General features: G+C 61.7%; 16 protein-coding genes and 1 tRNA gene. 16 read left to right on the forward strand and 1 reads right to left on the reverse strand.

Features of this window, described 5'->3' with window-relative positions; genetic code table 11:
• The first annotated feature begins 18 nt into the window (after positions 1-18).
• The 13 genes from PGC08_RS06125 (at position 19) to PGC08_RS06185 (ending at position 11,841) form a co-directional block, all read left to right on the forward strand.
• A tRNA-Trp gene (locus tag PGC08_RS06125) sits at positions 19-91 on the forward strand.
• A gap of 98 nt (positions 92-189) precedes the next feature.
• Positions 190-465 (forward strand): preprotein translocase subunit SecE, encoded by a 276-nt coding sequence (gene secE / locus PGC08_RS06130; protein WP_009883598.1) that lies wholly within the window; start codon positions 190-192, stop codon positions 463-465.
• 94 nt (positions 466-559) lie between these two features.
• Complete coding sequence (gene nusG, locus PGC08_RS06135; RefSeq protein WP_009883597.1) at positions 560-1,468, forward strand: transcription termination/antitermination protein NusG; 909 nt, start codon at positions 560-562, stop codon at positions 1,466-1,468.
• A 207-nt stretch (positions 1,469-1,675) separates the two neighbouring features.
• On the forward strand, positions 1,676-2,113 hold the full coding sequence (rplK, locus tag PGC08_RS06140) for a 50S ribosomal protein L11 (protein ID WP_069599770.1): 438 nt from the start codon (positions 1,676-1,678) through the stop codon (positions 2,111-2,113).
• 64 nt (positions 2,114-2,177) lie between these two features.
• Positions 2,178-2,876, forward strand: a complete 699-nt coding sequence (gene rplA, locus PGC08_RS06145) for a 50S ribosomal protein L1 (RefSeq protein ID WP_069599771.1) — start codon at positions 2,178-2,180, stop codon at positions 2,874-2,876.
• Positions 2,877-3,056: 180 nt separating this feature from the next.
• On the forward strand, positions 3,057-4,322 hold the full coding sequence (locus PGC08_RS06150) for a helix-turn-helix domain-containing protein (RefSeq protein WP_271709771.1): 1,266 nt from the start codon (positions 3,057-3,059) through the stop codon (positions 4,320-4,322).
• Positions 4,323-4,494: 172 nt separating this feature from the next.
• A complete protein-coding gene (gene exaC / locus PGC08_RS06155) occupies positions 4,495-6,018 on the forward strand; it encodes an acetaldehyde dehydrogenase ExaC (protein WP_096158447.1) in 1,524 nt (507 codons plus the stop codon).
• Between the two features lie 85 nt (positions 6,019-6,103).
• A complete protein-coding gene (gene adhP, locus PGC08_RS06160; protein WP_009883592.1) occupies positions 6,104-7,123 on the forward strand; it encodes an alcohol dehydrogenase AdhP in 1,020 nt (339 codons plus the stop codon).
• Positions 7,124-7,528: 405 nt separating this feature from the next.
• Positions 7,529-8,062 carry a 50S ribosomal protein L10 gene (rplJ, locus tag PGC08_RS06165; protein WP_009883591.1) on the forward strand — a complete coding sequence of 178 codons (534 nt, stop codon included), beginning with the start codon at positions 7,529-7,531 and terminating at the stop codon, positions 8,060-8,062.
• A 57-nt stretch (positions 8,063-8,119) separates the two neighbouring features.
• On the forward strand, positions 8,120-8,500 hold the full coding sequence (gene rplL / locus PGC08_RS06170) for a 50S ribosomal protein L7/L12 (RefSeq protein WP_009883590.1): 381 nt from the start codon (positions 8,120-8,122) through the stop codon (positions 8,498-8,500).
• A gap of 172 nt (positions 8,501-8,672) precedes the next feature.
• The gene (locus PGC08_RS06175) at positions 8,673-9,902 is read left to right on the forward strand and encodes a hypothetical protein (RefSeq protein ID WP_122992778.1); all 1,230 of its coding nucleotides are present in this window, start codon (positions 8,673-8,675) and stop codon (positions 9,900-9,902) included.
• Positions 9,899-10,687, forward strand: a complete 789-nt coding sequence (locus PGC08_RS06180) for a hypothetical protein (protein WP_125178032.1) — start codon at positions 9,899-9,901, stop codon at positions 10,685-10,687. The genes PGC08_RS06175 and PGC08_RS06180 overlap by 4 nt, the downstream gene beginning before the upstream one ends.
• Complete coding sequence (locus tag PGC08_RS06185) at positions 10,684-11,841, forward strand: hypothetical protein (RefSeq protein WP_271709772.1); 1,158 nt, start codon at positions 10,684-10,686, stop codon at positions 11,839-11,841. Before PGC08_RS06180 ends, PGC08_RS06185 begins: the two co-directional genes overlap by 4 nt.
• On the opposite strand, the gene PGC08_RS06190 is transcribed toward PGC08_RS06185, so the two are convergent.
• Complete coding sequence (locus tag PGC08_RS06190) at positions 11,813-12,625, reverse strand: MBL fold metallo-hydrolase (RefSeq protein WP_114319673.1); 813 nt, start codon at positions 12,623-12,625, stop codon at positions 11,813-11,815. The genes PGC08_RS06185 and PGC08_RS06190 overlap by 29 nt on opposite strands.
• Before the next feature lie 24 nt (positions 12,626-12,649).
• On the opposite strand from PGC08_RS06190, the gene PGC08_RS06195 reads away from it, so the two are divergent.
• The 3 genes from PGC08_RS06195 (at position 12,650) to PGC08_RS06205 (ending at position 21,325) form a co-directional block, all read left to right on the forward strand.
• A complete protein-coding gene (locus PGC08_RS06195) occupies positions 12,650-13,708 on the forward strand; it encodes a GNAT family N-acetyltransferase (RefSeq protein WP_271709773.1) in 1,059 nt (352 codons plus the stop codon).
• Between the two features lie 196 nt (positions 13,709-13,904).
• Positions 13,905-17,384 (forward strand): DNA-directed RNA polymerase subunit beta, encoded by a 3,480-nt coding sequence (gene rpoB / locus PGC08_RS06200; protein WP_009883584.1) that lies wholly within the window; start codon positions 13,905-13,907, stop codon positions 17,382-17,384.
• Between the two features lie 68 nt (positions 17,385-17,452).
• A complete protein-coding gene (locus PGC08_RS06205) occupies positions 17,453-21,325 on the forward strand; it encodes a DNA-directed RNA polymerase subunit beta' (RefSeq protein ID WP_271709774.1) in 3,873 nt (1,290 codons plus the stop codon).

Below are 21,325 nucleotides of genomic sequence, written 5' to 3' on the forward strand. Positions count from 1 at the left end.
TCGAGGGTGTCGAATCGAAGGGGTGTGGCGCAATTGGTAGCGCAACGGTCTCCAAAACCGTAGGTTGCAGGTTCGAGTCCTGTCACCCCTGCGCAGTTGATATCTGCTTGAGTCATATCGGCGTAACGCCGTCCTCGACGGGCTTGAACAATTGTGCTGTCCCAATGGAAACCGACCGAGTGAGGATGTGTGAGCGACACACCGGCAAAGAAGACTGGAGATACGCCCAAGGGCGCCAGTCGTAAGCAGCTCGGGTTCTTCGGACGAATCCTGCAGTTCTTCCGCGAAGTCATCGCGGAGCTGAAGAAGGTCGTCACCCCGACACGTAAGCAACTGGTCAATTACACCCTGGTTGTGCTGGGCTTCATCCTCTTCATGATGCTTCTCGTGGTGGTCCTCGACCTCGTGTTCGGCAAGCTCGTCGGATTCGTCTTCGGCGGAACACCCCTGTGGCCATTGTGGTGAATCACCAACAACGGTGATCACTAGGATTTCAAACACGTTGCAGACCCTTCACTCCCATATGGGAATCACTACACGCGAAGCGAGGAATTGATCGGTGTCGGATACCAGTTCACCTGAGCAGGAAACCCCTGAGACACAGAACGCCACTCCAGAGGAGTCGAGCGTTGCACCAGTGGTGGAAGACGTGGACAACGAAACCTCCGCTGTGAGCGCCGACGACGCACAGGTCGAAGACGCTTCTGCTGAGGAAGCCCCGGTCGCCGAGGCTGCCTCCACTGAGGACGCAGTCGACGAGGTCGTCGCAGACGATGCCGAGACCGATTCAGAGTCGGATTCCGACGAAGAGTCCGAGTCCGACGAAGACGGTGCCGCAGCCGACGAGGTCGACCCGGCCGAAGAGTTCAAGTCGGAACTGCGGATGCAGGAGGGTGACTGGTACGTCATCCACTCCTACGCAGGCTACGAGAACCGCGTCAAGCAGAACCTCGAGAACCGTGCGATCAGCCTCAACCTCGAAGAGTTCATCTTCGAGTCCCAGGTGCCGATGGAAGACGTCGTCGAGATCAAGAACGGCCAGCGCAAGCAGGTCCGTCGAGTCCGCATCCCGGGCTATGTGCTCGTACGTATGGAACTCACCGACGAGTCCTGGGGCGCGGTCCGCCACACTCCCGGTGTGACCGGATTCGTGGGCAACGCCTACGACCCGACGCCTCTGTCCATCGATGAGGTCTTCACGATGCTCGCTCCGATCTTCGAAGAGCGTCAGGCCGAAGCCGCCGCCGCTGAAGGTGTGCAGGCTGAGCAGGCAGCGAAGTCCGCCCCCATCACCGAGGTGGAATACGAGGTCGGCGAGTCCGTCCTCGTCAAGGAAGGTTCGTTCGAGGGCCACCCCGCAACGATCCAGGAGATCCGTCCGGAATCGCAGAAGCTCACCGTGCTGCTGTCGATCTTCGAGCGTGACGTTCCCGTTGAGCTCAGCTTCGACCAGGTGTCCAAGCTCTGATCTGATTGTCAAAGCGCGAAAGGGCCCGGTGAATTCCGGGCCCTTTCGCACATTCACACTCAGTGATGCCTGTCACCGACATTTGCTCCGGGGTCTGCAGGCATGGAATACTGGTGTGGTTTGATCTCGGCTCTCATCGGAAGCTGTTTTCAGACGATGCGCCGTATTTCTCTGGCACATCGAAACTATCAAGATTAAGGACCGTATATGCCTCCCAAGAAAAAGGTAGCCGGCCTCGTCAAGCTCCAGATTCAGGCAGGTGCCGCTAACCCGGCTCCTCCGATTGGTCCGGCGCTTGCCCAGCACGGCGTCAACATCATGGAATTCTGCAAGGCTTACAACGCCGCTACAGAGTCCCAGCGCGGGAACATCGTTCCCGTTGAGATCACTGTGTTCGAAGACCGTTCGTTCACCTTCATCCTCAAGACCCCACCGGCTGCAGAACTCATCAAGAAGGCTGCAGGCGTGAAGTCGGGATCGGCTACTCCACACACCGACAAGGTTGCTCACCTGAGCGCCGACCAGGTTCGCGAGATCGCCACCACAAAGATGCCCGACCTCAACGCCAATGACCTGGATCAGGCTGACCGCATCATCGCTGGCACCGCTCGCTCCATGGGCGTGACCACCGACATCGAGGTCTGAGACCAGACATTTCACTGTGGTAGGGCTCGCGCAGCCCGCACCACGACTGCAAGGAGAGAAGCAGATGGCAAAGCGTTCAAAGGCCTACCAGGCCGCGGCAGAGAAGATCGCCGCAGATGTGACATACGAACCGGCTCAGGCAATCGCCCTGGCCAAAGAGACCACAGTGGCGAAGTACGACGCCACCGTTGAGGTCGCCCTCCGCCTGGGTGTTGACCCACGTAAGGCGGATCAGATGGTGCGCGGCACCGTCAACCTTCCGCATGGTACCGGTAAGACCGCTCGGGTCCTGGTGTTCGCTGCCGGCGACCGTGCAGAAGCTGCTCGTGAAGCAGGTGCCGACTTCGTCGGTTCCGATGACCTGCTGGAGAAGGTGGCCAATGGCTTCACCGACTTCGACTCGGCTGTGGCCACCCCTGACATGATGGGCAAGGTCGGACGTCTGGGTAAGGTGCTGGGTCCCCGTGGCCTGATGCCGAACCCCAAGACCGGCACCGTGACCATGGATGTCGCCAAGGCCGTGACCGAGATCAAGGGCGGAAAGATCGAATTCCGCGTTGACAAGCACTCGAACCTGCATTTCATCATCGGAAAGGTCTCCTTCTCCGAGGAAGCACTGCAGGCGAACTTCGATGCTGCCATCGAAGAGATCGTGCGTCTGAAGCCGAGCTCCTCGAAGGGCCGCTACATCTCGAAGGCAACCGTGACCACATCGAACGGTCCTGCCGTTCCGATCGACGGTTCGTCGATGCGCGTGGTCTGATCCCTGTAAGGGATTGAACCGCACACAGCGAGACTGGGCGGGAAGTGAGACTCTCACTTCCCGCCCTTTCTGTTGTCTGGGAATGCGAGACCGGTCTTGCCCGGATGACCCATCGCGGATAGATTGTGAGCACCGAAGACCACTTTGTGACAACCGCCGATGGGGGTGGACAGCTCAGCCATGCATTCGACTCCGCTGCTTCGCGATGACTATCAGCGCATTGTTCGCCGTGCCCATGACAATCTGGCCTCGCTGAACTTAACTTCGGACACTGGTCCCGGCGTTCGCCCCGCAGTCCTCGAATCCTGGAACCGGTCTCTGGATCGTCTTCGGGACCCGGCTGGAGTGCGTGTGCGCATGGCCTACGAGGCCGATCAGCTCGCCGAGGTGAGACGTCGTCACCCCTTCAGCTCCATCATGGGCCTGCTGCAGTCGCACCTCATCGAACCCGCCAAAGAGGCCGGTCTGCTCGTGGCCCTCGGTGATGAACAGGGCCGTCTGCTGTGGGTCGAAGGTGAACGTGCCGTCCGCAGTCGGGCCGAGGCCATGGGCTTCGTGCCCGGCACCGACTGGTCCGAAGACGTGATGGGCACCTCTGCGCCCGGGCTGGCACTGCGCTCGCGCAGTGCCGTGCAGATCAGTCAGGCCGAGCACTTCTCCGCAGAGGTGCACTCGTGGAGCTGCAGCGCAGTGCCGGTGAGCCATCCGCTGACCGGTCAGGTCCTGGGGATCATCGACGTCACCGGCGGTGATGACGCGGTATCATCCATTGTCCTGCCGTTGCTGAATTCCACGGCACAGGCCGCGGGAGTCGGTTTGTCGAAGCTCTACGCCCCGGGCTCCGGCGGGCAGTCTCCTGCCGGTGCTGGTGCCTATCTCGAAGTCACCAGGTCCCGTCCTCAGCTCTCGAGCCCTGACGGCACCCGAATCACGCTGTCGGGACGACATGCTGAGATCCTGTTGCTCCTGGCGCGCAACCCCGGCGGCATCAGCAGCGCCGGGCTCGCCGATCGGCTATGGGCGCTCGGCGGAAGTGAAGTCACGGTCCGGGCGGAGATTGCGCGGCTGCGCAGAACGATTGACGACCTCGGCGACCTGCGGCTCGATGCCCGCCCCTACCGGCTGCGAGGAGACATCGACAGCGACGTCGAACGCACGCATCGGGGCCTGGCTCAAGGCGACGTGGAGACGGCGCTCAACTTCTATCAGGGGCAGGTGCTGCCCGATTCCAACGCCCCTGGAATCCGGGAGATCGGTGCTGAGCTGCAGGCGCTGATTCGGGAGAGCCTGCTGCAGAACGGGACCTGGCAGCAGCTGTGGCGCTATGCGGGATTGGCCGAAGCTCGCGAGGATTCGGAAGTGCTGATGTCGGTGCTGCGCCTGGCCCCACCCGAAGCACCCGAACGCAATGCGGCCGTCGTGCGACTCGAAGCTCTCGGATACTGACGCTGATGGTGCTCGACAAGGCTTTCGGAAGGGCCGCGGACGCATCGCGATAGGGGCTCAGACAGACAGGCCTGTATGTGTGATGCAACCCACTTGCAACGTTGCCTTGCGTAGCGTGTGGAGCAATCGGAGACAGACATCCGATCGTCGAATACGCATCAAAGGAGTTGCAATGACTGTTTACGCTCAGCCTGGTCAAGACGGATCGCTCGTCACCTTCAAATCACGGTATGAGAACTTCATCGGCGGACAGTGGGTCGCTCCCGTCAACGGGAACTATTTCGAGAACCCGACACCGATTACGGGCAAAGCGTTCTGCGAAGTGCCCGCCAGCACCGCAGAAGACATCGAACTCGCACTCGACGCCGCCCACAAGGCGGCTCCCGCCTGGGGCAAGACCTCGCCCGCGGAGCGCGCCGTGATCTTGAACAAGATCGCTGACCGGATCGAGGAGAACCTCGAGATGATCGCGGTGGCGGAGACTTGGGACAACGGCAAGGCAGTCCGCGAATGCCTCAACGCCGACATTCCTCTGGCCATCGATCATTTCCGCTACTTCGCCGGGGCGATCCGGGCGCAAGAGGGCGGCCTCTCGCAGATCGATGACGACACGGTGGCCTATCACTTCCATGAGCCGCTCGGCGTGGTCGGCCAGATCATTCCCTGGAACTTCCCGATACTCATGGGCGTGTGGAAGATCGCCCCAGCGTTGGCAGCAGGCAATGCCATTGTCCTCAAGCCTGCCGAACAGACTCCGGCCTCGATCCTCGTCCTCATGGAACTCATCTCGGACCTGCTTCCCGATGGAGTCCTCAACGTCGTCAACGGCTTCGGCCTCGAAGCGGGCAAGCCCCTGGCATCGAACAAGCGGATCTCGAAGATCGCGTTCACCGGTGAGACGACCACGGGCCGCCTCATCATGCAGTACGCCTCGCAGAACATCATCCCGGTCACCCTGGAACTCGGTGGTAAGTCCCCGAACATCTTCTTCGATGACGTCAATGCCAAGGATGACGCCTACTGGGACAAAGCCCAGGAAGGCTTCACCATGTTCGCCCTCAACCAGGGCGAGGTCTGCACCTGCCCGTCCCGTGCACTGGTCCAGGAATCGATCGCCGATCCCTTCCTCGAGGCGGTTGCGGAACGGGCGAAGAGGATCGTGCAGGGCAACCCTCTCGACACCGACACGATGATGGGTGCGCAAGCCTCGAACGACCAGTTCGAGAAGATCATGTCCTACCTCGACATCGGAAGGCAGGAGGGCGCCGAGGTGCTCACCGGTGGAGCCCGGGCGGACCTCGGCGGGGACTTGTCCGGCGGCTATTACGTGCAGCCGACCATCTTCAGGGGCAACAACAAGATGCGAATCTTCCAGGAGGAGATCTTCGGCCCTGTCGTCTCGGTAGCCACCTTCAGTGACTACGACGACGCCATCTCCACCGCGAACGACACTCTCTACGGATTGGGTGCCGGAGTCTGGTCGCGCAATGGCAACACCGCCTACCGCGCGGGCCGCGACATCCAGGCAGGTCGTGTGTGGGTCAACAACTACCACGCCTACCCGGCGCATGCGGCCTTCGGCGGGTACAAGGCATCTGGCATCGGACGTGAGAACCACCTGATGATGCTCGACCACTACCAGCAGACTAAGAACCTGTTGGTCAGCTACTCGGAGAACGCCCAGGGCTTCTTCTGAGCAGAAACCGCTGCACCGCACCAGAAGTGCTGCGATAAGAGAGACCACCACAGAGATAGAGAACATCGTCACAAAGGAGCGAATGATGTCAGAAATGAAAGCAGCAGTAGTTGAGGGATTCGGACAGGATCTCGTCGTCGGAGACAACGAGATCCCCGAGCCCGGACCCGGCCAGGCATTGGTCAAACTCATCGCCTCGGGGGTCTGCCATACCGACCTGCACGCGGCACACGGCGACTGGCCGGTCAAACCGAAGGTTCCTCTCATCCCCGGCCACGAAGGTGTCGGAACCGTCGAGAAGGTCGGGCCCGACGTCACAGATGTCAAGGTCGGGCAGATGATCGGAAACGCCTGGCTGTGGAGCGCCTGCGGAACATGCGAGCACTGCCGTCAAGGGTGGGAGACGCTCTGCGAGCAGCAGGTCAACGGCGGTTACGGAATCGACGGATCGTTCGGTGAGTACATGCTCGTCGACACGAAGTTCGCCGCCATCATCCCGGAGGGGTCCGACCCATACGAGATCGCACCCGTGCTGTGTGCCGGCGTCACCGTCTACAAGGGACTCAAGCGCACCGAGGTGAAGCCTGGGCAATGGGTCGTCATCTCCGGCATCGGCGGGCTCGGCCACATCGCCGTGCAGTATGCGGTGGCGATGGGGATGCGCGTCATCGCCGTCGACGTCGCCGATGACAAGCTGGCGCTGGCGAAGAAGCACGGAGCGGAGATCACGGTCAATGCCTTTGCTGAGGAGCCGGCCGACATCATCCAGGAGAAGGTCGGAGGCTCACACGGAGTGCTTGTCACAGCGGTGCATCCGAAGGCATTCGGGCAGGCGATCTCGATGACCCGCCGAGGCGGCACGATCGTCTTCAACGGGTTGCCTCCAGGTGAGTTCCCGGCTCCCATCTTCGACATCGTCCTCAAAGGACTGACGATCCGCGGTTCGATCGTCGGCACCCGTCAGGACATGGTGGAGGCCTTGGAATTCTACGCAGCCGGCAAGATCCATCCGACCTACAGCAAGCGTCCGCTCGAGGACATCAACGCGATCCTCGATGAGATGATCCACGGCAAGATCGACGGCCGAGTCGTCATCGAATACTGACCCGCTCGCCGGCTCAGCCACCTTCCGGGCGCTGCGCAACCTGTCTGCAGGTTGCTCAGCGCCCGGAATGTTGCCAGGCTTGTCGTAGAGGTCGAGATCGGTAGAGGTCGAGATCGGCTGAGCGAGCGATGTGTTCAGCATCTCTGCGGTCGATTGGACTTGGCGCGAGCACCTTCGATAGACTTCAACTACCCAAGACCGTCGGTCTTTCCGGAATCTGCAGAATTCGCAATCGGATCCTGTTGCCCGGAAACGAAGACTCCAATGGAGTGACCCGCGCAGGTGAGCACGAGATTCTTCCGGTGAGTTCCTATGAACTCATCATCCGAAGCGTTTCACGCATACCTGCGTGGAGCGCTTTTTTGTTGTCGGGACACGATCGGCGACTGTACGAAAGGAACTACCATGGCGAGGCCAGACAAGGCAGCCGCAGTAGAGGAGCTCAAACAGCAGTTTGAGAACTCCGATGCTGTGTTGCTGACCGAGTACCGCGGTCTCACCGTTGCGCAGATGAAAGATCTGCGCGTTTCACTCGGTGAGAACGTCAGCTACGCCGTGGTAAAGAATACGCTCACTGCTATTGCAGCCAAAGAAGCCGGAATCAACGACCTCGATGAGTTCCTCAACGGACCCACCGCGATCGCATTCGTCAACGGTGAACCACCAGAGGCTGCAAAGGCATTGCGTAACTTTGCCAAGGCGAATTCTCAGCTCGTATTGAAGGGCGGCTACTGGGATGGTGCCGTCCTCAGTGCTGAGAATGTCAACAAACTCGCCGACCTCGAACCACGCGAAGTGCTGCTTGCAAAGGCAGCTGGCGCAATGAAGGCAAGCCTCCACCAGGCGGCTTACCTCTTCACCGCTCCGATGGTCAAGGCCGTGCGCACTGTCGACGCTCTGCGCGAGAAGCAGGACAACGCTCCTGCCTCAGACGCCTGAGCAACACCCCATAAACCCGGTCACTCACCGTGACCACCAAAGGAAGGACTGGCCACCATGGCTAAGCTCACCCCCGAAGAGCTCATCGAAGGCTTCAAAGAGCTCACACTGATCGAACTCTCCGACTTCGTCAAGAAGTTCGAAGAGGTCTTCGAAGTTGAAGCTGCTGCACCTGCCGCTGCTGTTGCCGCTGCACCTGCTGCCGCTGCTGAGGCTGCCGAAGAGCAGACCGAATTCGACGTCATCCTCGAATCGGCCGGCGAGAAGAAGGTTCCTGTCATCAAGGAAGTTCGTGGGCTCACCTCCCTCGGACTGAAGGAAGCCAAGGACCTCGTCGACGGCGCTCCTAAGGCTGTCCTCGAAGGCGTGTCCAAGGACGCAGCCGAGAAGGCCAAGGAAACACTCGAGGGCGCGGGCGCAACCGTCACCGTCAAGTGATTTCGCTGGCAGCAGTCTGACTGCTGCCGCTTGAAAGAACCCCACAGCTGATGCTGTGGGGTTCTTTCTATCTGTGCTGCAGTGCCCGAGGCATGGGTGCTGGGCCGACAATGTTGCAGACTCGGAACCAATGAGGGCGGGTTCGGCAAGTGGCTCATATTAGTCTTGTCAGGTGACCGAAAGTCGACTGTTGGAAAAGCTGCGATCGCGCATCCGCTCAGCTTGGGATGACGATCCGCTGTTCATCGACCCGATCGTCGAACCGGGACTGACAGCGAACCAGCTGAGCGCACTGCGACGTGCCGCAGACGAAACCGAGAAGTCCGGCATTCCCTATTTCATCGCCATCGTGCCGAAGATGCGCGATACCGTCCGTAGTCGTGATGTCTGGGACAGATTCACGGCCGACCTCGCCTTCCGCGTCCACGAAGCCGGTCGTGCCGAGCAGAGCATCGTCCTGTTCACCATGGCGGAGTCCTCAGCGAAGACGTTCGCCTACGTCGTTGACGACAACGGACCCGCGATGCCTCCCGACTCAGCGATGTTTGCTCGATCGGCCAGCGACGACTTCCTGCCCCTCGAACTGTCCGTTCCCCATCATCTCCGTACCCTCGTTGCGACAGCGCAGGGGGAGGAGCTGCCGCCTCCGCCGGACTTCGACACTCGAGACGTCGGCGAACGCGATGAGGACTACATCGAAGCCACGGGCCTGGACAACGGCAACCCTGATGCGCTCGTATTCGGGGCGGCTGCCGTAACGGCACTCGGCCTGAGTGTGTGGCTGATGAGGCGCCGCGCCAAATATTCGTGGCGGACGAGCCTGACTACGAGCCCCGATCCGGTGAAGGACGAGCGATTGCCCCAACGTGTGGACGGCGCACTCGAACCGCTGCCCGAGCCGTCTGAGTCCGACGACGAGCTGTGGCGGATCTACGACCGCGGCAGACGAGTCCAGGACGCGTTGACAGCAATCATGGATGAGCATCCGGACTGGGCGGACGACAGTGATTTCTCCCACCGCTTCGGTGTGCAGAACCTGCTGACGACCCTCGAATGGGTGCGTAAGCGGCTGCGGGGGACCGCCTCGAAAAAGTCCGAGGCACCGCGGTTCTGCTTCCTCTTTCCCCACCATCGGCACGGGATCGAGAGATTCGCCCTGCGGCAGCGCGGAACCGCGGTCACGGTCGATCTGTGTGCGAAGTGCCGCAGCGAGATCAACGACGGACATGATCCCGAATGTCTCATGGTTCCTCAGCGGCCCGGAGCCAAGCGGTCGAAGCCCGTGCCGTACTTTCAGCGCAGTGACGTGTACGCAGTCGCCGGCTTCGGCAGCTTTCAACCTCTCGAGGATGCCGTGCTCGACGCACACGGAGCTGTCTCTGCGAGAGGACGGCAGCGATGAGAACGTGGATGAGATGGACGCTGGCGCTGCTGGTCTTCGCCGCAGTGGTCGTCGGAACGACGATGTACAGCTCAGCGAAGTTCGACGAAGCGAAGTCTGCGCGGATCGAGGCGGAGAGTGGCGATCAGATCTCCGTCGACTCGATCTACTCGGATCGCGTCGCGAGCCGATACGATCCCGACTACGACAGAAGCCGCTACCAGCAGATTGCGAAGGCACTCGAGACGGACCCGGTCTTCATCGACGAATACCAGGTGGTCGGTGTCGAGGACTCCGAGCTGGCAGCAATTCGCAAGGAGGTCGGTGATCTCACAGAGCCGATCTACGTGGCGATTCTGACCACCTCGCAGCTCGACGCCGCAGACGGTGATGGCGAGCTCACCGCCGCCCGGATCGCGACAGAGCTCTCCGATGATCGTGCCACGGTGCTCGTCGCCAATGAGGTCCACGAGGACCTCGGCCACAAAGGAATCGTCCGCCAGCTCGACGATCCTCTGGAGCTCGACCATGATGCCACGGTCTCACGGCGAGCCCTCGACTATGTTCGGGCGCTGAAGTCCACCGAAGCAGAGGATGCCGAGGGTTCCTATGCGAGGATGATCGATGACAACGGCGATCCCATCGTCGTGGACGTCGACAACTCAAGCGATCCGCGCGACCTGACCTACCCCACGGGCGGAGGAGCCGTGGCAGGCATGGTCCTGGGACTCATCGTCGGAGGCGGAGTCGGCATCATCGGAGTTCTGATCTGGCGATCTATCGGAAAGAGGCTACTAGGACAGTGACAGTCGACGCAGAGCAGGTCGCGAAGGCGCTGCAGACCGATCCCGTCTACATCGAGGAGTCCTTGGCGGGGTCCCTCAATCCCGCCCTTATGGACAAAGCCGAGGCCACGATGGGCAATCTCGACTACGACGTCTACGTCATCGCCGTCGACCAGGATTTTCTCGACAGTGACCTCCTTGAGCAGATCAAGGTCTTCAACGGCGGTGAAGGCGTCTACGTCATGATCAACGGGGGCAGCGCTCTCACCGTCGATCAGCATTTCGAGGACCAGCACGAGCTGCAGATGCAGGTCATGGAACAGCTCTCGATTGCCCGCGACGAATGGAATGTGGGCACGCCGTCGACGACCAAGCTCAACACCCTCCTCGACCTCTATGCGGATCCGCAGACGAAGACCGAGGAGGAAGCCGGCACCGCACAGGAGGCTTCGGGCAGCGAAGTCCAGACTGTCGACGATTCGGGATCGTTCGCTCCGATGTTCCTCGGAATCGCCGTGCTGGTGTTGGCGATCGTGATCGCAGGAATCTGGTTCACACGATCATGGCGGCAGAGGTCGACGAAGAAGCGTTTGCGGATGAAGTATCAACTGCCGGACCGGCTGCTCGAACGGGTTGATTCTCTGCAGCGTCGGTCCCTGCGCGAGACGATCAATGCCGACACCACTGAGATCGCCGACGAGATCGATCGTCTGCAGACGCAGAACCTCGACGCACCCGATTCCGAGAAGGTGGAGAGATCCCTCGACGCCTATCAGATCGCACGCCGGATCGTCGACGACGAGGACTCCGAACGCATCGACCTGGCCGGAGCGATGGTTCTGCTCCGGCAGGCAGGACGAGAGATCGCCGAGGTGGGGGCGGGCAGGACGAAGAAGGCTGGGTCACGGGGACGCAGCAAGCTCCCGCAGAGTCTGTGCACGATCAATCCGCTGCACGGAGAGGCACAGTCGACGACCCGCCTCGATGCCGATGGCACAGGGGTCCGGGTTCCCGTGTGCCGCAGCTGTCAGAACGATCGGCAGGCCGCCAACCAGCTGCAGTGGATCTTCGACGGTGACCGTCCCTATGTCGAAGGCGACAGCGTGTGGGCTCAGACGCTGTTCGGTGCCATCGGCTCAGACCTCGTCACCGCTCTGCACCGACAGGGAAGATGACCCGTTCGCGGGGGAGTGTGCGGTCATGGTCACCGGGCATGACACGGGCAGGCAGAGCCACCTCGGCGTCGGCCTGATTCACCCGCAGCCCCTCGAGGTCCGCGAGCTGACGTTCGACGAATTCCCGGTCAACAGGCACCCCGTGACCGGGCACGAAGACGGTGGCCTCGGAAAACGACAGCAGCGTGTGCAAGCTGGTCACCCACTCACTCAGTGAGGCATCATTGCCGGCCTGCGGGGGATCGCCCTCCTCGATCAGGTCACCGGCGAACACGATCCCCTGATCGATCAGGCGCACGACGAGATCCGCTGTGGAATGCCCGCCCAGCACATGGAACTCGACCCGACATTCACCGAGATCGATCCCCGAATCTGCTCCGGGCGCATCGACGGGGGAGACGTCGACGAGGAGGTCGCCGGGATCCTCGGGCAGCTCGGCGGCGAACTCCGCGGTCTCGGGCGCATTGCGGACGGCGTCGAGGGCGATCCACGCGCTCGCCTCCTGATCTCCTGCGAAGGACTGGGAACCGTGGAAGGTCTCAGCCCCTGCTGCGGCGAGGGTGGCGTTGCCGAAGAAATGATCCCAATGGTCGTGAGTGATGACGGCCGCAAGAGGATTGACACGGCCGGTGGCCTCGAGGCTCAGCTGCTGTGCCCTGGCCGCCAGCTGCTTCGCGGCGCTGGGCCCGGGGCCCGAGTCGACGATGAGGCTGGCGTTCGAGCCGGTGATGATTCCGCAGTTGACTGCGGCCGGATTCTGGGAGAGAACACTGACATTGACCATGTTCGAAGTCTAGAATGTCCGTTCATGGAGATCACTCACATCCCCGCCGGATCTCGCCCTGCGAACGAGATCGAGGAGATCCTCGCCGAGGTGGTCGCCTTCGATGCGCTCATCAACCGGGCATCGGGTCTCGGCGTTGATTTCGATCCGCGCGCGGACGAGGTGCGCCAGGAGCTGCTCTCTCCGAACGAGTACACGAGTCATCAGACCTGGATCGGTCGCCTCGGCGGAGCGATTGTGGCCAAAGGCATCGCCTACCTGACCTTGCAGGACAACCTCGATGTCGCCGATGTGTGGTGCGCGGTTCACCCGGACAAACGACGACAGGGCTTCGGCGCCGAAATGCTGACTGCGATGGAGACGAGCCTCGTCGCACAGGGGCGCACCCAACTGACCAGCTACTGCGAAAATCCCGAGTCGGTCCGTGCGTCCGAAGTGCGCAGTGCCCACCTGGCAGCGGAAACCGGTGCGGGAAGCCTGCCCGCCGGGCAGCCGGATGTCGCGTTCCTGAGCCATCATGGATTCGCCTTCAAGCAGCTGGAGAGGTGCTCGGTGGCGAAGACCGCAGTCGCGGCGAGCTTGCCTCGTGTCGAACTCGATCCCGGCTATACGATCGAGACCTGGAGCGGTCCGACTCCTGAACATCGCCTCGAACAGATCGCCTGGCTGCACCAGAAGATGTCCACGGACACCCCGGGAGCCGAAGAATTCGGCGAAGAGGAGAGCTGGGATGCTGAGCGGGTCCGCGCCCTCGATGAGAGGCGCAGGAAGAATCGGGAGCTGCTGGGCACAGCGTTGGCACTCAAAGGGGACAGCGCCGCCGGATTCACCGAGGTCGCCCACTTCGACGAACGCCCCGCAGTGGGATGGCAGGGGTCGACTCTGGTCGCGCGTGAACATCGAGGGCACGGACTCGGCGCAGCCCTGAAGATCGCCAATCATGTGGCGCTGGGGGAGTCGAGCAGAGTGGAGCGAATCTACACGTGGAATGCGGTGGAGAACTCCTGGATGCTGGCCATCAACGATCGAGGTGGATTCGAAACCTGGGCCTGGGTCGGTCTGTGGAAGAAGCGTCTTGCATGACTTGACCGATTGCTATAAGCTTGATATTTGCGTTGATCTGCCTGTGGCGTGCCTTCATATAGCGGGGGGCACCTCATTTCCACTCAAGTGAACCACGTTGTCGCCCGGTGTCGAAATCTGACACACCAGCGGTCGTCTGCGTGACTTCGGGTGGAGGGTCAACCTATCAATTGGTGAAGCACTCGGAAGGATCCCATTGGCCGCCGCCAACGATAACACCAGGACCGCTAACGCCCCCAAGAGAATCTCCTTCGCGAAGATTCGCGAACCGCTCGAGGTTCCCGATCTGCTCGGTCTGCAGACAGACAGCTTCGATTGGCTCATCGGCTCGGAAGCGTGGCAGGACCGCGTCGCCGAAGCCATTGAAATCGGAGACGATTCCGTAGCAACCACCTCGGGACTCGAAGACATCTTCGAAGAGATCTCACCGATCGAGGACTTCGGTGGATCGATGTCACTGTCGTTCCGGGAGCACAGGTTCGAAGCCGCTAAGTACTCCATCGATGAGTGCAAAGAACGCGACATGACCTACTCGGCGCCACTGTATGTGACCGCCGAATTCATGAACAACAACACCGGCGAGATCAAGAGCCAGACCGTCTTCATGGGTGACTTCCCCCTCATGACCGACAAGGGCACGTTCATCGTCAACGGCACCGAGCGTGTCGTCGTCTCGCAGCTCGTGCGTTCGCCCGGTGCCTACTTCGAGTCCAGCGTCGACAAGACCACTGACAAGGACATCTTCACCGCGAAGATCATCCCTTCCCGTGGTGCTTGGCTGGAGTTCGAGGTCGACAAGCGCGACCAGGTCGGCGTTCGCCTCGACCGCAAGCGCAAGCAGTCGGTGACCGTTCTGCTCAAGGCCCTCGGCTGGTCCGAAGCGAAGATCCTCGAGGAGTTCGGCGAGTTCGAATCGATCCGCGAGACCATGGCCAAGGACACGGTCAACACGCAGGACGAAGCGCTGCTCGACATCTACAAGAAGCTGCGCCCGGCAGAGCCCGCGACCGCTGAAGCGGCACGCAATCTGCTCAACAACCTGTACTTCAACCCCAAGCGCTATGACCTGGCCAAGGTCGGCCGCTACAAGGTCAACCGCAAGCTGGGTGTCGATGCGCCGCTGAGCGACTCGGTCCTCTCGACCGACGACGTTGTCGCCACCATCCGCTACCTGGTGTCTCTGCACGCAGGCGTGGACACCTCCAAGGGTGTGCGTGACGGCGAGGACATCGAACTCAGCGTCAAGCTCGATGACATCGACCACTTCGGCAACCGTCGCATCCGCGCGGTCGGCGAGCTCATCGAGAACCAGGTCCGCACCGGACTCTCTCGCATGGAGCGCGTCGTTCGTGAGCGCATGACGACCCAGGACGTCGAAGCGATCACGCCTCAGACCCTGATCAACATCCGCCCTGTGGTGGCTGCGATCAAGGAGTTCTTCGGCACCTCGCAGCTCTCGCAGTTCATGGACCAGAACAACCCGCTCGCGGGTCTGACCCACAAGCGTCGCCTCTCGGCTCTGGGACCTGGCGGTCTCTCGCGTGACCGTGCCGCCATGGAAGTCCGTGACGTCCACCCCTCGCACTACGGACGTATGTGCCCCATCGAGACCCCTGAAGGCCCGAACATCGGTCTGATCGGTTCGCTGGCCTCCTACGCCCGCATCAACCCGTTCGGCTTCATCGAAACGCCGTACCGCAAGGTCGTCGACGGTGTCGTCACGGATGACACCGAGTACCTGACTGCCGATGATGAGCTTGAGTTCAACATCGCACAGGCCAACGCGCCGCTGACCGAAGAGCAGCGTTTCGCCGAGGTCGAGGTTCTCGCACGTCCTAAGGGCGGCGGCGGCGAAGCCGAGCTGGTGCAGTACGACACGATTGACTTCATGGACGTCTCCGCACGTCAGATGGTGTCGGTCGCATCTGCGCTGATTCCGTTCCTCGAGCACGACGATGCGAACCGCGCCCTCATGGGTGCGAACATGCAGCGTCAGGCTGTGCCGCTGGTGATGTCGGAATCACCAGTCGTCGGAACCGGCATGGAATACCGTGCCGCTGTCGACGCCGGTGACGTCATCACCGCCGATCGCCCAGGTGTCATCACCGAGGTGTCGGCTGACTTCGTCACCGTGCTGGCTGACGACGGCACGATGCAGACTTACCGCGCCGCGAAGTTCAAGCGTTCCAACCACGGAACCTCGTACAACCAGCGCATCATCGTCGACGAAGGCGATCGCGTCGAGGCAGGCACCGTCCTGGCTGACGGACCGTCGACTCAGAACGGTGAGATGGCACTGGGCAAGAACCTCCTCGTGGCATTCATGTCCTGGGAAGGCTACAACTTCGAGGATGCGATCATCCTCTCCCAGCGTCTCGTCCAGGACGACGTCCTGTCCTCGATCCACATCGAGGAGCACGAGGTCGATGCTCGCGACACCAAGCTCGGTGCCGAAGAGATCACCCGCGACATCCCGAACATCTCGCCCGACGCCCTGGCAGACCTCGACGATCGCGGAATCATCCGCATCGGCGCCGAGGTCACCGACGGCGACATCCTCGTCGGCAAGGTCACCCCGAAGGGTGAGACCGAGCTGACTCCGGAAGAGCGCCTGCTGCGCGCGATCTTCGGTGAGAAGTCCCGCGAAGTCCGCGACACCTCTCTGCGTGTTCCTCACGGCGAGATCGGCACCGTCATCGGTGTCCGCGTCTTCGACCGCGAGGAAGACGACGAGCTCTCGCCGGGCGTCAACCAGATGGTCCGCGTCTACGTCGCCCAGCGCCGTAAGATCACCATCGGTGACAAGATGGCCGGTCGTCACGGCAACAAGGGTGTCATCTCGACCATCCTGCCTGTTGAGGACATGCCGTTCCTGGCCGACGGAACCCCCGTCGACATCATCCTCAACCCGCACGGTGTTCCACGTCGTATGAACATCGGCCAGGTATTCGAAGTCCATCTCGGATGGATCTCGAAGCAGGGTTGGAAGATCGAGGGCAACCCCGAGTGGGCTGCAGAGCTGCCGGAAGCCGCTCGCGAAGCCGAGGCCGGCACGAACCTGGCCACCCCGGTCTTCGACGGTGCTCACGAGCAGGAACTGCGTGGACTGCTGGACTCAACGACCCCGAACCGCGATGGGGACCGCCTCATCGACTCTTCGGGCAAGGCCCAGCTGTTCGACGGTCGCTCCGGTGAACCATTCCCGTACCCGATCGCTGTCGGCTACATGTACATGCTCAAGCTCCACCACCTCGTCGACGACAAGATCCACGCGCGTTCGACCGGTCCGTACTCGATGATCACCCAGCAGCCGCTGGGCGGTAAGGCACAGTTCGGCGGCCAGCGCTTCGGTGAGATGGAAGTGTGGGCCCTCGAGGCCTACGGTGCGGCTTACACGCTGCAGGAACTGCTGACGATCAAGTCCGATGACATCCCAGGCCGTGTGAAGGTCTACGAAGCCATCGTCAAGGGCGAGAACCTGCCTGACCCGGGAATCCCGGAGTCGTTCAAGGTCCTCATCAAGGAGATGCAGTCCCTGTGCCTCAACGTCGAAGTTCTGTCGTCGGACGGAGCCGAGGTTGAGATGCGTGACGGCGAGGACGAGGTCTACCGAGCAGCTGAAGAGCTCGGCATCGACCTGTCACGCCGCGAAGCCCAGACCGTAGAAGAAGTCTGAGGACTTCCACTTCAACCGACACAACTTCGCGATGAACGGGATGTTCATCGCCAGGAAAGAGGATTTACGTGCCTGACGTCAATTTCTTTGATGAGCTACGTATCGGTCTTGCCACTGCGGAATCCATCCGCGGCTGGTCACACGGTGAGGTGAAAAAGCCTGAGACCATCAACTACCGCACACTCAAGCCCGAAAAGGACGGACTCTTCTGCGAGAAGATCTTCGGTCCGACCCGCGACTGGGAGTGCGCCTGCGGCAAATACAAGCGTGTCCGCTTCAAGGGCATCATCTGTGAGCGCTGCGGCGTCGAGGTCACCCGCGCCAAGGTTCGCCGTGAGCGCATGGGACACATCGAGCTGGCCGCACCGGTCACTCACATCTGGTACTTCAAGGGCGTCCCCTCGCGCTTGGGCTACCTGCTGGACCTGGCACCGAAGGACCTCGAGAAGGTCATCTACTTCGCTGCCTACATGATCACCTCGGTGGACGAGGATTCTCGCCACCGCGATCTGCCCAGCCTGCAGAACAAGATCGACGTCGAAAAGCAGCAGATCGGCACTCGCCGTGACGCTGACATCGATCGTCGTGCCAAGAAGCTCGAAGAGGATCTCGCAGCTCTCGAGGCCGACGGCGGCTCCGCTCCGGCCAAGAAGAAGCTGCGCGATGTCGCCGAGAAGGAAATGGAGAAGCTGCGCAAGAACGCCGACCGTGAGGTCGACCGCCTTGAGCAGGTGTGGGACCGGTTCAAGAGCCTCAAGGTCAACGACCTCGAAGGCGATGAGAGCCTGTACCGCGAAATGTTCCACCGTTTCGGTCTCTACTTCACGGGTGCCATGGGCGCCGAGGCGATCCAGAAGCGTCTGCTCGACTTCGACCTCGAAGCCGAATCCGAGAAGCTGCGCGAACTCATCGCCACCGGCAAGGGCCAGCGCAAGACCCGCGCCCTGAAGCGTCTCAAGGTCGTCAACGCGTTCCTGACCACTGATAACAACCCCGAGGGCATGGTCCTCGACGTTGTTCCCGTGGTGCCGCCGGAACTGCGCCCGATGGTGCAGCTCGACGGTGGACGTTTCGCCACGTCTGACCTCAACGACCTCTACCGTCGCGTGATCAACCGCAACAACCGTCTCAAGCGTCTGTTGGACCTCGGTGCTCCCGAGATCATCGTCAACAACGAGAAGCGGATGCTGCAGGAAGCCGTCGACTCACTGTTCGACAACGGCCGTCGCGGCCGTCCGGTGACCGGACCGGGCAACCGCCCGCTGAAGTCGCTGTCGGACATGCTCAAGGGCAAGCAGGGACGTTTCCGTCAGAACCTCCTGGGCAAGCGTGTGGACTACTCGGGCCGTTCGGTCATCGTGGTCGGTCCGCAGCTGCACCTGCACCAGTGTGGTCTGCCCAAGACCATGGCTCTGGAGTTGTTCAAGCCCTTCGTGATGAAGCGCCTGGTCGATCTCAACCATGCACAGAACATCAAGTCGGCCAAGCGCATGGTCGAGCGTCAGCACCCTCAGGTGTGGGACGTCCTCGAAGAGGTCATCACCGAACACCCGGTGCTGCTCAACCGTGCACCGACCCTGCACCGTCTGGGCATCCAGGCGTTCGAACCGCAGCTCATCGAGGGTAAGGCCATCCAGCTGCACCCCCTCGTCTGCTCGGCCTTCAACGCTGACTTCGACGGTGACCAGATGGCAGTCCACCTGCCGCTGAGCCCCGAAGCTCAGGCAGAGGCACGCGTGCTGATGCTCTCGGCCAACAACATCCTCAAGCCTTCGGACGGCAAGCCCGTGACCATGCCCTCGCAGGACATGATCATCGGTCTGTACCACCTGACCTCCGAGCGCAAGGGCCTGGCCGGCGAGGGACGCTCCTTCACCGGTCTCGGCGAAGCCATCATGGCCTTCGATCGTGGCGAACTGGACCTCGGTTCGGTCATCACGATCCGTCTTGAGAATGTCGTCCCCGGCGACGATCTTGAGGTTCCCGAAGGTTGGGAAGCCGGCGATCCGCTGGACGTGCAGACCACACTGGGCCGCGCACAGTTCAACGATTACCTGCCTGCCGACTACTCGTTCATGAACTCCACGATCGACAAGAAGGCACTCAGCCGCATCATCAACTACCTGGCTGAGGAATACCCCAAGGTCGAGGTCGCGCAGACCCTGGACAACTTCAAGGCCGGCGGCTTCTACTGGGCGACTCGTTCGGGAATCACGATCTCGATGTCCGATGTGGTCTCACCCGAGGCCAAGACCGAGATCATCGACGACGCCGAAGCGTTCGACACGAAGGTTCAGCAGCAGTACGAACTCGGTGCACTCACCGACGACGAACGCCGCAACGAACTGGTCAAGCTGTGGACCGAGACGACCGAGAAGGTCGACCAGGTCATGCGGACGAACTTCCCGGAGGAGAACTCGGTTCTGCGTCTGGTGGAGTCCGGTGCATCCGGTAACTGGATGCAGGTCCGTCAGCTGGCCGGTATGCGTGGACTGGTGACGAACCCGAAGGGTGAGATCATCCCTCGCCCGATCGTCTCGAACTACCGTGAGGGACTGTCGGTCCTCGAGTACTTCATCGCCTCGCACGGTGCTCGTAAGGGTCTGGCCGATACCGCTCTGCGTACCGCTGACTCCGGTTACCTGACCCGTCGACTCGTCGACGTGTCGCAGGACGTCATCATCCGCACCGCTGAAGCCGATACCAACAAGGGCATCACGCTGCCTGCAGTCGAGCGCGACCACGAGGGCAACCTCGTGCCGCACGAGTATGCAGAGACGAGCCTCTACGGCCGCCTCACGGTCTCAGACGTCTCCGACGCCGATGGCAATGTCATCGTGCCAGCGAAGACCGACGTGACCGCAGAGACGATCGATACGCTGGTCGCTGCCGGGATCGAAGAGCTCAAGGTTCACTCCGTGCTCACCGCCGATTCCGACACTCAGATCTCGGCCATGCACTACGGTCGTTCGATGGCCACCGGAAAGCTCGTCGACATCGGCGAAGCAATCGGCACCGTCGCTGCCCAGTCGATCGGTGAGCCGGGAACCCAGCTCACCATGCGTACCTTCCACACGGGTGGTGCGGCGGCGTCCACGGGTGACATCACCCAGGGTCTGCCGCGTGTGACCGAGCTCTTCGAAGCTCGCACACCGAAGGGCTTCGCTCCCATCGCCGAGGCGACCGGACGTGCCAAGATCGACGACAGCCGCAAGACTCGCTTCGTCGTCATCACCCCCGATGACGGTGGCGAAGAGATCGAGCACGCAGTCTCCAAGCGTGCCCGCCTCCTCGTCGAGGACGGACAGAACGTCAAGGCCGGCGAGCAGCTGGTCATCGGCGCTGTCGATCCGAAGCAGGTGCTGCGCATCCGCGGTCGCCGTGAGGCCGAGCGCTTCCTCGTCGAGCAGGTGCAGAAGGTGTACCGCTCGCAGGGCGTGGGCATCCACGACAAGCACATCGAGGTCATCGTGCGGCAGATGCTGCGTCGCGTGACCGTGATCGAGTCGGGCGACACGAACCTGCTGCCCGGCGAGCTGGTCGACCGTGGCCGTTACCAGGCCGAGAACCGCCGTGTGGTCGCCGAAGGCGGCCAGCCGGCATCGGCTCGTGACGAGCTCATGGGCATCACGAAGGCCTCCTTGGCCACCGATTCGTGGCTGTCCGCCGCGTCCTTCCAGGAGACGACACGCGTCCTCACCGAGGCCGCAATGGAAGGCAAGTCGGACACGCTGCTGGGTCTCAAGGAGAACGTCATCCTCGGTAAGCTCATCCCTGCCGGCACCGGCCTGCAGACTCACCGCGACATCGTGGTGGAGCCGACCGAAGAGGCGAAGGCCGAGATGTTCACGAACAGCTACGGCGACTTCTACGCAGGCATCGGCTCCGATTCCGGATCCGCCATCCCGCTGGAAGACTACGACTACGGCGCCTTCAGCTGA

It is taken from the genome of Brevibacterium sp. BDJS002 (assembly GCF_028201555.1).
GTDB classification, from domain to species: domain Bacteria; phylum Actinomycetota; class Actinomycetes; order Actinomycetales; family Brevibacteriaceae; genus Brevibacterium; species Brevibacterium aurantiacum.